Origin of the sequence: Curtobacterium sp. MMLR14_006 (assembly GCF_001864985.1) — a bacterium.
GTDB lineage: Bacteria > Actinomycetota > Actinomycetes > Actinomycetales > Microbacteriaceae > Curtobacterium.
In genome coordinates this window covers 104281-119734 of sequence record NZ_MJGU01000020.1, presented here as the reverse complement: position 1 = coordinate 119734, position 15454 = coordinate 104281, and the positions used below count along the sequence as shown (strand labels likewise).

General features: G+C 75.0%; 2 protein-coding genes. Both read left to right on the top strand.

Annotation, left to right across the window (positions count from 1 at the left end):
• Positions 1-39 precede the first annotated feature (39 nt).
• A complete protein-coding gene (locus BIU94_RS07925) occupies positions 40-14952 on the top strand; it encodes a CARDB domain-containing protein (RefSeq protein WP_071256916.1) in 14913 nt (4970 codons plus the stop codon).
• The gene (locus BIU94_RS07920; protein ID WP_071256913.1) at positions 14949-15422 is read left to right on the top strand and encodes a hypothetical protein; all 474 of its coding nucleotides are present in this window, start codon (positions 14949-14951) and stop codon (positions 15420-15422) included. Before BIU94_RS07925 ends, BIU94_RS07920 begins: the two co-directional genes overlap by 4 nt.
• Positions 15423-15454 lie beyond the last annotated feature (32 nt).

Sequence of the window (15454 nt, the reverse complement as noted above, 5' to 3'; positions counted from 1 at the left end):
ACTCCAAGGGTCTGTTCGTCGTGTCCGGAAGGTCACTGCTTGCTGCTCGCAACCCGCCGTCCCCGCCACCGCGCGGAGTCCGTCGCCCGTCCCCGGTGGTTCCGCGGCGTCGCGATGGCCCTCGCCGTGCTCATCCCCACGACCGGTGTCGCGCTCGGCACCGAGGGCGTCGCCCAGGCCGCGGTCGTGCAGTGGGGCGTCGGCGCCGACCAGGCACCGAACTACCAGGCGACGGTCAACGGCGACTTCACGATGACCGGCAACGGCGTCCTCGCCTGCTCCGGCACCGCCCTGACGGCGACGGGGACCAGCGGTACGTGCACGGACCTGCACGCGAACGCCGTCGGCTCGTCGACCACCACGTCCTACAACGACTACTTCAAGATGGTGAACTCGAACACCGTCTCCGGCTTCACCACGAACTCGTCCACCGGCACGCTGACGATCCCCGCCGGCGCGACGGTCGTCAAGGCGTCCCTCAACTGGAGCGCCAACACCGGCGTCTTCGCCGGGACGCAGAACGTCACCTGCTCCGGGAACTCCGCGAACGGGTCGCAGTGGTACGCCACCCGCCCCGACGCGGCCGCCGGCTACCGCACGCAGCCGGCGCAGCTCAAGGTCGGCTCGTCGGCGATCCGCTCCGTCGCGCCCGACGCCCTGCTCGAGGACCCCACCTCGCAGGCCAGCGCGCTCTACTACTCGGCCTCCGCCGACGTCACGAACGCCTTCGCCGGTGCCGCCACCGGGTCGCCCCTGTCGATCAGCGCCGGCAACGTCTGGGCGGCGGTCGGTGCCGGCTGCTACGCGGGCTGGTCGCTCACCGTGGTCTACGACTACGGCCGCTACATCGCGGGCAACGCCAACTCGGCCCCGCACAAGGTCATCTACTACCAGGGGCACGTGCGCGAGGCCGCGTCGGACAGCCCCCTCACCGTGAACTTCACCGGGTTCTCGGCGCTGCAGTCCGGCGTCAAGTTCGGGTACACGCTCTACGAGGGCGACCGCGGGATCACCGGCGACTACATGCGGTACACCCCGCAGGGCGGGTCGCCGACCGAGGTGCTCAACACGAAGAACGCCGGCGGCAACATCGGCGTCGGCCAGGCGGACGGCTCGGTCCGGTACACGCAGACCGCCGACACCACCGCGTTCACGAACCAGAGCGTCGACGTGCACACGCAGACGCTGTCCGGCGTCGACAAGGGCGACACCGCGATGACGCTCACGGTCGGCACGAGCGGCGACTCGTACCTGCTGCAGAACGCGGTGCTGTCCGTGCCCACCGCGGCGCTCAGCGTGTCGAAGACCCTCGACGGCACGGTCAACGACCAGTTCCGCACCGCGACGGAGAACACCGCCTTCACCATCACGGTGACGAACAACGGCTCGGTCGCGCTGACGAACATCCAGCTGACGTTCCCGGACACCGAGACGTGCACGCCGTCGACCACCATCGCGGGGCCACTCGCCGCCGGGGCCACGGCCACGGTCCGGTGCACGGGGCCCCCGCCCACGGCGGCGTCCACCACGAGCTCCGTGACCGCGACCGCCCAGGTGGCCGGTGACACCACCGTCACCGTCAGCGACACCGGCTCGACGAACACCTACCTGTCGTCGCTCGCCCTCACCAAGACCTCCGCCCTGGCCTCCGGCGCCACCGGCAAAGCCGGCGACACCGTGAACTACTCGTTCACCGCCACGAACAACGGCACCGGCCCGCTGACCGGCGTCGCGATCACCGACCCGCTCTCCGGGCTCTCCGCGCTGACGTACGGCACCTGGCCGTCGGGCACGAGCGGGACGCTGCAGCCCGGCCAGGCCGTCACCGCCACGGCGACCTACACGCTCACCCAGAACGACGTCGACGCCGGTTCCGTCGCGAACACGGCGACCGTCACCGGCACCGACCCCGACGGCGGCCCGCGCCCGACCGCCTCGGCGTCCCGCACGCAGCCGCTCACCGCCGCGAACACCCTCGCGCTCACCAAGTCCGGTGCCCTGGCGTCCGGGTCGACCGGTCGTGCCGGCGACACCGTGAACTGGTCCTTCCGCCTGACGAACACCGGCGCGCAGACCGTCACCGGTGCCACGATCTCCGACCAGCTCGCCGGCGTCTCCGCGATCTCCTACGGCACCTGGCCCTCCGGGACGACCGGTCGGCTCGCGCCGGGGCAGTCGGTGACCGCCACCGCCACGTCGACGCTGACGCAGGCCCAGGTGGACGCCGGCTCCGTGACGAACCCCGCGACCGCCTCCGGCCGCAGCGCCTCGGGCAGCACCGTCTCCGCCCCGACCGCCACCGCGACCGTCGCCGTGCCCGCCGCCAACGCGCTCGCGCTGACGAAGTCCGGCGCCCTGGCGTCCGGGTCGACCGGCCGTGCCGGCGACACCGTGAACTGGTCCTTCCGCCTGACGAACACCGGCAACCAGACGGTCACCACCGCGTCGATCACCGACCGGCTGAGCGGCGTCTCCGCGCTGACGTACGGCACGTGGCCCTCGGGCACGACCGGCACGCTCGCGCCCGGGCAGTCCGTGACGGCCGCCGCCACGTACACGCTCACCCAGACCGACGTCGACGCGGGCAGCGTCGTGAACACCGCCGGGGCCTCCGGCCGCGGCGCGTCGGGCGGGACCGTCACCGCGCCGGACGCGACGGCGACCGTGTCGGTGACCGATGCCTCCAGTCTGACCGTCGTCAAGAACGGGAGCCTGGCGTCCGGCGCGACCGGACGGGCCGGGGACACCGTGAACTGGACCTTCACGGTGACCAACGGCGGCAACCGCACGCTGACCGGGGTGACGATCGCCGACCCGCTCCCCGGGATCTCGACGATCGCCTACGGCACCTGGGCCTCCGGCACGACCGGTCGCCTCGCTCCCGGGCAGTCCGTCACCGCCACCGCCACGTCGACGTTGACGCAGGCGCAGGTCGACGCCGGCTCGATCACGAACACCGCCACCGCCTCCGGGACGAACCCCTCCGGCACCACCGTGACGAGCGGCCAGACGACGAAGACCGTCGACATCGCCTCGGCGCAGAAGATCGCGCTGACGAAGACCGGCTCGCTCGCGAGCGGCGCCACCGGCAAGGTCGGCGACACCGTGAACTGGCAGTTCAGCGCGACGAACACCGGCAACACCACGCTGTACGGCGTCGCGATCGCCGACGAGCTCGCCGGCATCTCGGCCCGCACCTACGCGTGGCCGGGCGCCGCCGGACGGCTCGACCCGAACCAGACGGTCACCGCCACCGCGACCTCGACCCTCACCCAGGCCGACGTCGACGCCGGCAGCATCGTGAACACCGCCACCGCGGCGGGCAACACGCGTGCCGACGGCACCGGCCAGTCCGCGTCGTCGACGACGACCGCGGCGGTGTCGCTCTCGCGCGCCCCCGGCATCGCGATCACGAAGACCGGCGCGCTCGCCTCCGGGGCGACCGGCGCCGTCGGTGACACCGTCACGTACACGTTCACGGTCCGGAACGCCGGCAACACGACGCTCACCGGCGTCGCCGTGAGCGACCCGCTCGCCGGGCTGTCCGCGCTCACGTACTCGTGGCCGGGCACGAGCGGCCGCCTGACGCCGGGGCAGACCGCCACCGCGACGGCGACCTACGCGCTCACCCAGAAGGACGTCGACGCCGGTTCCGTGCAGAACACCGCGACCGCGCGCGGCACCGCACCGGACGGCTCGACCGCGACGAACGCCGCGACCGCCCGCACCACGGTGCCGTCGGCACCCGGCATCACCGTGTCGAAGACCGGTGCGCTGGCCGCCGGTGCGACCGGCGCCGCGGGCGACACCGTCGACTACACGTTCACGGCCCGGAACACCGGCAACCAGACCCTCACCGCGGTGACGATCAGCGACGCCCTCGCCGGCGTCTCGACCGTCACCTACGGCACGTGGGCGTCCGGCACCGCCGGCACGCTCGCCCCCGGGCAGACCGTCACCGCGACGGCGCGCTACACGCTCACCCAGGCCGACGTCGACGCCGGCAGCGTGGTGAACACTGCACAGGTGTCGGCCCGCACGCCCGCCACGACGACGATCACCGCGAGTTCGCCGAACACGCTCCAGGTCCCGTCGAACGGCACCCTGTCGTTCGCGAAGACCGGCACCCTCGCCGGCTCCGGCACCCCCGCGGCCGGCGGCACGGTGAACTGGACCTTCACGGCCCGCAACACCGGCAACGTCACGCTCACCGGCGTCACGATCACGGACCAGCTCGCCGGGATCTCCACCGTCACGTACACCTGGCCGGGGGCCACCGGGCGCCTGGCACCGGGACAGACCGTGACCGCGTCGGCCACCTCGACGCTCACCCAGGCGCAGGTCGACGCGGGCACCGTCCGCAACACCGCGACGGTCGCCGGCACGACGCCCCGCGGCACCGCCGTCAGCCAGGCCGCAGCGGCCACGGTGTCGGTGGACCGCACCGTCGCCGTCAGCGTCGCCAAGTCGGGAGCGCTCGCCGCCGGTTCGACCGGCACCGCGGGCGACACCGCGACCTGGACGCTGCGGATCACGAACACCGGCAACACGACGCTCACCGGCGTCGGCGCGACCGACTCGCTCGCCGGGCTCTCCGCGCTCACCTACGGCACCTGGCCCTCCGGCACCGCCGGGACCCTGGCGCCGGGCCAGACGGTCACCGCGACGGCGACCGGCACCGTCACCCAGGCCGACCTCGACGCCGGTTCGGTCACGAACACCGCCACCGCGACCGGCACCGGTCCGTCGGGCACGACGACCGCGACCGCCCAGGGCTCCGGGACCGTGCCGCTCGCCGGCAACCCGGCGCTGACGTTCACCAAGGCCGTCGCCACCGGCGCGGGGTACAGCGGCCGCGCCGGCGACACCCTGGACTACTCCTTCCGCGCGACGAACGCCGGCAACCAGACGCTCACCGGTGTCACGATCACCGACCCGCACGCGGGCCTCGGCGCGCTGACGTACCAGTGGCCGGGCACGGCGGGGCGCCTCGCCCCCGGGCAGACCGTGACCGCGACCGCGTCCTACACGCTGACGCAGGCCGACGTCGACGCCGGCACGGTCGCGAACCGCGCCACCGTCTCCGGCACGAACCCGCAGGGCACCGCGGTGAGCACCCCCGCGACCGCCGCGCAGACCATCGCGCCCGCACCCGGCATCGCCGTGGCGAAGAGCGCCGTCGTCGGCGGCACCGGTCGGGTCGGCGACACCGTGACCTACCGCTTCGACGTGTCGAACACGGGCACGACGACCCTCGGCGGCGTCGGCGTCACCGACCCGCTGTCCGGGCTGTCCGGGATCACCTACGGCACCTGGCCGTCCGGCACCGCGGGCACCCTCGCCCCGGGGCAGACGGTCCGCGGCACCGCGACCTACACGATCACCCAGGCGGACGTCGACGCGGGCAGCATCGTGAACACCGCGTCCTCGGCGGCGACCACGCCGGGCGGCGGCACGGTCCGCGCGACCGGTTCGGCCACCGTGACCCCGGCCTCCGGGGCCCCGGCGATCACGCTGGCGAAGACCGAGCGCCTCGCCACCAGTGCGACCGGCGTCGCCGGTGACACCGTGCGGCTCGGCTACACGATCACGAACACGGGCAACCAGACCCTGACGAACGTGACGCTCACGGACGACCAGTCCGGGCACTCGGCGTTCGCGTTCGGCACCTGGCCGTCCGGCACCGCCGGCACGCTCGCCGTCGGCCAGTCCGTCACGGCGACGGCGACGTACACGCTCACCCAGGCGGACGTCGACCGCGGCCGGGTCGCGAGCGACGCCACCACGACGGGCGTCTCGCCCGGCGGCGTGACGGTCCGCGCCACCGACACCGGCTCGGTCGTGCCGAAGCGCACGCCCGGGGTCGCGCTGACCGAGACCGGTTCCGTGACGAGTGGCAACGGCGGCGTCGGCTCCGTCGTCACCTGGACGTACCAGGCGACGAACACCGGCACCGTGACGCTGACGGTCCCCGAGGTCGTGCACGCCCTCGGCGGCACCGTCACCTACGCGTGGCCGAACGCGCCGAACACCCTGGCCCCGGGTGAGACCCTCACCGCGACCAGCACCTCCACCGTCACCCAGGCCGACGTCGACGCCGGGTCCCTGGTGGACACCTCCTCCGTCACCGGGACCGCGCCCTCCGGCACCGACCCGGCGACCGTCACCGCCACCTCCGCCGCCACCGTGCGCACCTCGGACGCGGCGCCCGGCCTCGGCATCAGCAAGGTCGAGACCTTCGACGCCGACGGCTCGACGACCCGCGCCGCCGTCGCCGGCGAGCAGGTCGACATGCGCTACGTCGTCACGAACACCGGCAACGTCACGCTCACCGTCGTCGGCGTGCAGGACGCGCAGCGCGGTGTCTCGAGCGTCGTCTTCGCCGACGGCGACACGACCATCACCCTGGCACCGGGCCGTTCGGCCACCGCCACGGCCACCTACTCGCTCAGCCAGTCCGACGTCGACGCGGGCGGCATCCGCTCCGCGGCGACGGCGTTCGGCACCACGCCCGCCGGCACCCGCGTGACCGCGTCCGCCACCGACGGCGTGACGATCACGCCGCAGCCGGCCGTCGCGCTGACGAAGACCGCACGCTACGACACGAACGCCGCCGGCGCCGTCGAGAGCGGCCGCGTCGGAGACACCGTGGTGTTCTCGTTCCTCGCCACGAACACCGGCTCGGTCACCCTGACCGACCTGACGCTGCGGGACCAGCTCGTCGGCCTCGCCACCGCGACCCCGATCGACGGGACCCCCGCGCTGCGCGACCTCGAGTGGTCCGGCGGCAGCACCGGCTCCCTGGCCCCCGGCGAACGCGTCCGGGCGACCGCGCGCTACACCGTGACCCAGACCGACGTGGACGCCGGCAGCATCACGAACACCGCGACCGTCGCCGGCACCACGCCCGGTGGCGCGTCCACGAGCCGCGACGCCACCGTGACCATCGCCACCGCGGCGGACAACACGGCGGCGATCGGCATCGTCAAGCAGGCCTCCGTCCCCGGGACCGGCACGCCGCAGCCCGGCGACCCGGTGCTCCTCGGGTACACGGTGACGAACACCGGCGACTTCTCGCTGACCGGCGTCACCGTCACGGACGACGGCGCCGACGCGGGCTCCGTCCGCTACAGCACCTGGCCCTCCGGCACCGCGAACCGCCTCGAACCCGGCCAGACCGTCACCGCCACCGCGGTGCACACGCTGACGCAGGCCGACATCGACGCCGGCTACGTCACGAGCCCGGCGCGCACCACCGGCACCCCGCCGACCGGTGCGGCCGTCACCGCGACGAGCTACCGCACGGTGCCCGTCACCCAGGTGAACACGTTCGACTTCTCGAAGAGCGGCGTCCCCGCGGGCAGCACGGCCGGTGTCGGCGACCGCCTGACGTTCACGCTCACCGCGCGGAACACCGGCAACACGACGCTGGACCTGCTCCAGATGACGGACCAGCTGCAGGGCGTCGGCGTGCTCGAGTACCGCTGGCCCGACCCCGCGGCCCCGGGGGTCGTGCCGCCGGGCCAGGTCGCCACGGCCACCGCCGCGTACACGATCAGCCAGGCCGACGTCGACGCCGGCAGCGTGCTCAACAGCGCGAACGCGATCGCGAGCCCGCCGACCGGCTCCGCGATCACGCGGACGACGACGAGCACCACCGGGGTGGACGCCTCGGCCCCGACGATCACGCTCGACAAGACCGAGGCGCTGGCCGACGGCGCCGTCGGGGTCGCGGGCGACACCGTCCGGTTCGGGTACACGATCACGAACGCCGGCACCACGACCCTGACCGGCGTCGCGCTGACGGACGCCCAGCCGGGCCTCGGCGCGATCGCCTACGGTGCGTGGCCGTCCGGCACCACCGGGTCCCTCGCACCCGGGCAGTCCGTCACCGCCACGGCGACGTACCGCCTGACCCAGGCCGACGTCGACCGGGCCGCGGCGGACACCGCGGACGGCGTCGCGCTCACCAGCGTCGCCACGACCACGGCGACCGACCGGCGCAGCGGCGAGGCCGTCAGCGCCACCGACGACGGCTCCGTGACGCTCGCGCCGACCTCGGGCATCGCCACCCGGAAGACCGCCGCGACCGTCGGCGGCGGCAGCATCGGCGCCGTCCGCGCCGGGGACGTCGTCCGCTACACCGTCACCGCGACGAACTCCGGGCAGACCACGCTCACCGACGTCACGGTGTCCGACCCGCTCCGGGGCCTCGGCACCCCGACCACCACCTGGCCGAACGCCACGGCGGGCACGCTCGCGCCGGGACAGGCCGTCGTCGTCACCGCGGACCGCACCGTCACGCAGGACGACGTCGACGCCGGGTCGGTCGCGAACACCGCCACCACGACGGGCACCACGCCCGCCGGCACCACCACGTCCGGTTCGGGCACCCGGACGGTCGTCACGACACCCGGCGCGCCCGCGATCGCGGTGCAGAAGTCCGAGGCGCTGGCCGACGGCGCCACCGGTGCGACCGGCGACACCGTGGAGCTCACCGTCACGGTGACGAACCGCGGCGACGTGACGCTGACCGACGTCGCCGTCGCCGACGGCCAGCCCGGCGTCTCCGCCGTGCGCTTCGACGCCTGGCCCTCCGGCACCGCCGGCCGCCTGGCACCGGGGCAGTCGGTCGTCGCGCACGCCACGTACACGCTCACCCAGCAGGACGTCGACCGTGGCGGGGTCGCGAGCACCGCGACCGCCACCGGCGTCCCGCCCCGGGGCGCGACGGTCGCGGCCTCCGACGACGCCGGCGTCACGGTGACCCCGCGGGGCGCCCTGTCGGTCGACAAGACCGGCACCCTCGGCGGCGCGACCGGCGCGGTCGGCGACACCGTCCGCTACGGCTTCCGCGTCACCAACACCGGGAACGTGACGCTCTCCGGCGTCGGCGTCGCCGACGTGCTCTCCGGCGTCTCCGCCGTCACGATCGACGACTGGTCCGGCGCCGCCGGGCGGCTCGAGCCGGGCGACACCGTCACCGGCACCGCGACGTACCGCGTCACCCAGGCCGACGTCGACGCGGGCAGCGTGCTCAACGACGCCACCGTCACCGGCAGCACGCCGTCGGGCGACACCGTCACGGCGTCCGACGCGGCGACCGTCGCCCTGGCGGCGGCCGCCCCCGGCATCCGCCTCGACAAGACCGAGCGCCTCGTCGACGACGCCACCGGTGTGGCCGGCGACACCGTGCGCCTCGGGTACACGATCACGAACACCGGCACGGCGACGCTGTCCGGCGTCGCGCTGACGGACGCCCAGGCGCGCCTGTCCGACATCGAGTTCGGCACCTGGCCGTCCGGCGTCGGCACCCTCGCGCCCGGGCAGACCGTCACCGCGACCGCCACGTACACGCTGACCCAGGCGGACGTGGACCGCGGCACCGTCGGCAGCACCGCGACCGCGACGGGCACCAGCCCGCGCGGCACCGAGGTCACCGACAGCGCCCAGGGGACGGTCGCGCTCACCGCGCCGGCCGCGGTGTCGCTCACGAAGCGCGCCGCGTTCCGGGACGGCGGGACCGGTCGGGTCGGCGACACCGTCGACTACACCTTCACAGTCGTCAACACCGGTCAGGTCACCGTCGACGGCGTGCGGGTCGCGGACCGGCTCGCCGGCCTCGGACCCGTCACCGTCGAGGCCGGGCCGGACGGCGACGGCTCGCTCGCCCCCGGGCAGTCCCTCGTCGCCCGCGCCGCGTACACCGTGACGCAGGCCGACGTCGACGCCGGCAGCATCGTCAACGGCGCCACCGCGACCGCGACGCCGGCCCGTGGGGACGACGTCACGGCCACGGACAGCACCACCGTCCGCACGTCGGACGGCGCCCCGGCGATCGGGATCACCAAGACCGAACGCCTGACCGGCACCGGCACCCCGGCAGCCGGCGACACCGTCCGCCTCGACTACACGCTGACGAACCGCGGCAACCAGACGCTCACCGGCGTCACGGTCACCGACGCGCAGATCGGCGTCACGTCGGTCGCGTACGGCACCTGGCCGTCCGGCACCGCCGGTCGCCTGGCCCCCGGTCAGTCCGTGACCGCCACGGCCACGTACGTGCTCACCCAGGCGGACGTCGACGCGGCTCGCGTCGAGAGCGCCGCCACCGTCTCCGGCGTCGCCCCGACGGGAGGCACGGTGCGCGCCACCGACACCGCCGGCGTCGACCTCGCCGCGGCTCCCGGGCTGTCCCTCGACAAGCAGGGACGGCTCGCGCCCGGCGCCACCGGCGCCGCCGGCGAGGGCATCCGCTACACCTTCAGCGCGACGAACACCGGCAACGTGACGGTCGAGCTCCTCGACTTCCGCGACCGCCTCGCCGGGCTGAGCGACCCGACGGTGAGCGACTGGCCCGGTTCGGTCGGCGTGCTCGCGCCCGGCCAGACCGTCACGGCCGAGGCGACCTACACGATCCGCCAGTCCGACGTCGACGCCGGCTCCGTGGCGAACACCGCGACCGTGGTCGGACGTGCGCCCGACGGCTCCGACGTCACCGGGACCGACGGCACCACCGTCGAGACCGCCGCGTCCGGACCGCGCATCGGCGTCGTCAAGACCGCCGTCCTCGCCGACGGCGCGACCGGCCGCGCCGGTGACCGGGTCGAGTACCGCTACGAGGTCACGAACTCGGGCAACGTCACCCTGACCGGCATCGGCGCCGTCGACGACCAGACCGCCGTGTCCGCCGTCGTCTTCGGCGACTGGCCGACCACCGAGGGCCGGCTCGCACCGGGCCAGACCGTCACCGCGACGGCCTCGCACGTGCTCACCCAGGCCGAGGTCGACGCCGGCGTCCTGCGCAGCACCGTCACCGCGACGGGCACCGCGCCGGGCGGCACGGACGTGCGCGCCACCGACACCCGGGCCGTCACGATCGCACCCGCACCCCGCGTCGCGTTCTCGAAGACCGCCGCGTACACCGACGGCGGCACCGGCCGCGTCGGGGACACCGTGCGGTACGCCGTCCGCGCGGAGAACACCGGCTCGGTGACCCTGCGCGACGTGACCGTGACCGACCGCCTCGCCGGGCTGTCCGCCTTCACCGCCGACTGGCCGGCCGCCGCGGGCACGCTCGCGCCCGGTGCCGTCGTCACCGCGACCGCCGAGTACACGGTCACCCAGGCCGACGTCGACGCCGGCAGCATCGTCAACCAGGCCGTGCTCTGGGCGAGCCCGCCGACCGGCGCGCCCGTCACCGCGACCGACGGCACCACGCTCCGCACCGCCGTGCCCGCCGACGGGATCGCACTCGTGAAGGACGAGCGCGTGACCTCCGGCACCGGCGTCGCGGGTGACACGGTCACCTTCACCTGGACGATCGCGAACCCCGGCAACCGCACCCTGACCGGCGTCACCCTCGACGACGACCAGTCCGGGCTCGGCACCGTGTCGTACGGCTCGTGGCCCGGCGCCGTCGGCACGCTCGCGCCGGGGCAGGCCGTCACCGCCACGGCGACGTACACGCTCACCCAGGCCGACGTCGACCGCGGCTCGATCAGCAGCACCGCGACGACGACCGGCACCGTGCCGTCCGGCGAGGTCGTCACGGCGACCGCGACCGGAGCGGTCGACACGGTCCGCACCGGCTCGTGGACGATCGCCAAGTCCGGCGCCCTGGCCGACGGGGCCGCCGGTGTGCTCGGCGACCGCATCGACTGGACGTACCGCGTCACGAACACCGGCACGGTCACGCTGACCGACGTGGTCGTCGGCGACGACCTGCCCGGCGTCACCGCGCCCGTCGTCGCGACGTGGCCGAACGGCACCGCCGGCACGCTGCGCCCCGGGCAGTCGGTCACCGCCACGGCCCGGTCCGCCGTCACGCAGACCGACGTCGACGCCGGCAGCGTGGTCAACCGTGCGACCGCCGACGCCCGGGTGCCCGCGGGTGTCACCGACCCCGGTGCCCAGGAGGACAGCGCGACGGTCGCACTGCGGACCTCGACCCAGCAGGTCGACGTCGTGAAGACGGCCCGCCTGGCCGACGGGTCGACCGGACGTACCGGCGACACCGTCGAGTTCGGCTACGTCGTCACGAACACCGGCACCGCGACGCTGACCGGGGTCGCCCTCGCCGACGCGCGCCCCGGCACCTCGGCGATCGCGGTCACCTGGCCGGGACGCGCCGGCGTGCTCGCACCCGGCGAGTCCGCACGTGCCACGGCGACCACGGCCCTGACGCAGGCCGACGTCGACCGGGGGACCCAGGCCTCCACCGCGACCGCGACGGGGACCGGACCCGGCGGCGCGACCGTCACCGCGACCGACTCGGCGACGGTCCGCATCCCCGCGGCGCCGGCCCTCACGCTGACCGAGCAGGGGACGCTCGCGCCCGGCGCCACCGGCGCCGTCGGCGACACCGTCCGCTGGACGTACGTCGTCACGAACAGCGGATCCGTCACGCTCGACCGCACCGCGCTCGAGCAGCAGCTCGGCGACACCGCGGCCTTCGGGACCTGGCCGGGCGCCACCGGCGAGCTCGCGCCGGGACAGTCCGTCACGGCGACCACGACCTCGGTCGTGACGCAGGCGCAGTTCGACGCCGGACGGGTCGTCAACCCCTCGACGGCCACCGCCACGGCGCCCGACGGCTCCGTCGTCACCGCGGACGCCTCCGCGACCGTCGAGACCGGCCCCGCAGCGGCACGCATCGGCATCACGAAGACGGCCGCGCTGCCGGACGGCGACGCCGCGCCGCGGGCCGGGGACGTCGTGACGATCACCTACCAGGTGACGAACACCGGGACGTCGACGCTCACCGGCGTCGCGCTGCAGGACGCCCAGGCGGGTGTCGGGAACCCGACGTACGACTGGCCGGGCACCGCCGGCACGCTCGCACCCGGGCAGGTCGTCACCGCCACCGCGACGGTGACCCTGACGCAGGCCGACGTCGACCGCGGGTCGGTCGGCGGGACGGCGACCACGAGCGGCGCGCCGCCCACCGGCGACCCCGTGCGGGCCGACGCCGGCGCGACGCTCGTGCTGCCCGGCGCGCCGGAGCTCGCCCTGACGAAGTCCGGTGCCCTCGCCGACGGCGCGACCGGTGCGGTCGGCGACGTCGTGGACTACCGCGTCACCGTCCGGAACACCGGCACGACGACGGTCCGCGACCTGACGGTCACCGACCCGCTGCCCGGGCTCGGCGCGCTGACCCTGCCCGACGGCTCCGACGGCACGCTCGCCCCCGGCGAGACCGTCACCGGCACGGCGCGGTACACCGTCACCCAGGACGACGTCGACGCGGGCAGCGTGGTGAACACCGCCACGACGACGGCGAACCCGCCGACCGGCGACCCCGTGACCGCGACCGGCAGCACGACCGTGCCGCTCGGCTCGGCGACCGCCGGCATCACCATCGAGAAGCGGCAGCAGCTCGCCGAGGGCGCAGCCGGTCGTGCCGGTGACCGCGTGGAGTACGCCTTCACGGTGACGAACACCGGCGCCGCCACCCTGCGCGGCGTCACCGTCGCCGACGGGCAGCCGGGCCTCGGACGCGTCACGGTCACGTGGCCGGGCGAACCGGGTGTCCTCCGCCCCGGGCAGGTCGCGACGGCCACCGCGGTGTACACCCTGACCCAGGCGGACGTCGACCGGGGCGCGGTCACCAGCACGGCGACCACCACGGGCACCGCGCCCGACGGCACCGTCGTCCGCGACGAGGACGCCGGCACGACCCCGGTCACCGGCACCCCGGGGCTCACGGTCGCGAAGCGCGGCGAGGCGACCGGCTCGGCCGTCCTCGGCGCCGAGGTCCGCTGGGCGGTCGAGGCGACGAACACCGGCACCGTGACGCTCACCGACGTGACCGTCTCCGACGAGCTCGCCGGCTTCACCACCACCGGCACCACCTGGCCGGGGCAGGCCGGGACCCTGGCCCCGGGCGACACCGTCCGCGTGACCGGCACCTCGGTCGTCACCCGCGGTGACGTCGACGCCGGCGGGGTCGTGAACACCGCCCGCGCGACCGGCACCGCACCGGACGGTGCCGGCACCTCCGCAGGCGGCGCGGCCACCGTGCCGACCGAGGCGACCTCGACGCCGCCGTCCGGTCCGCACCTGACGCTCGACAAGCGCAGCACGCTGCCGGCCGGCACCGCGGCGACGGCCGGCGAGCGGGTCGGGTACACGTTCACCGTCACGAACGACGGCGACACGACCCTGACGGACGTCCGGCTCGACGACCCGATGGCCGGCCTGTCCACCGTCACGTGGGAGTGGCCCGGCACCGCCGGCGTGCTCGCACCCGGCGAGCAGACCACCGGCACCGCGCAGTACACCGTGACCCAGGCGGACGTCGACGCCGGCTCCGTCGTGAACACCGCCACCGCCGGCGGCACCGGCCCCGGTGGGGTCGTCGTCGGCAGCGACCCCTCGACCGCGATCACCCCGACCGCGCCGACCGGCACGACGCCGCCGACCCCGCCGACCCCCGGCGACGGCGTGGGCGGACTGACGGTCACGAAGACCGTGCAGTACGCCGAGGGCACCGACGGGCGGGTGGGCCAGCAGCTGGTCTACGGCTTCACCCTCGTCAACACGGGCACCGTCACGCTGCACGACGTGCGCGTGGACGACCGGATGCCCGGGCTGTCGGACGTCGTGTACGGCGACTGGCCGGGCACGCCGGGCACCCTCGCACCGGGGGAGCGCGTCACCGCCACCGCGACGTACACGATCAGCCGTGCCGACGGCGCGTCCGGTAGCGTCGAGAACAGCGCGACGGCGATCGGGACGCCGCAGCCCGGGGCCCTGCCCGGTGACGGCCCGATCGTGTCCGCGCCCGACACCGTCCGGATCGAGGTCCACCCGGCCGCTGGGGTCCCCGCCCTCGCGTTCACCGGTTCCGACCCCGTCCCGGCCATCGCCGTCGCCGCACTCCTGCTGGCGCTCGGCATCGCAACGGCGGCCCTCGGGAGCCGCCGCCGCACCCGGAAGGAACACCGATGACCCTGCGCCCCACGCGCTCCCTGCCCGTCCGCCTGCTCGCGATCGCCGGCGCCGCCGCGCTCGGCATCGGCCTGGCCGGCTGCTCCGGCGGCGACGGGCCGGACGGGAAGGCCTCCGGGACGGCGACCGCGCGGGCGACCGCCACCGAGCGTCCGGCGATCACCGACGTCGACACCCCGGCGGGCGGCGACGGCGAGTACGTCGGCGCCCTGAAGGACGTCCAGGTCAGCTCGTGCAAGAAGTCCGGCTCGGAGTGGGCCGTCGAGGGCACGGTGGAGAACCCCGCGAAGAGCGCGCAGGGCTACCGCATCTACGTCTCGCTGCTCAAGGGCCAGTCCGACACCCGGGCCGTCAAGGAGGTCGACGTCGACAGCGTCGCCGCCGGCGCCTCGGACGACTGGTCCACCACCATCGGCACGTCGGAGAGCGGACTGTCCTGCGTGCTGCGCGTGGAGCGGTTCGCAGCCTGAGACCGGCCCGGCCCGGACCGTGCCACCGCTGC

Bases quoted from the DNA above. Each gene is read 5' to 3' on its own strand.
- BIU94_RS07920 (WP_071256913.1), top strand. From the start codon at position 14,949: ATGACCCTGCGCCCCACGCGCTCCCTGCCCGTCCGCCTGCTCGCGATC.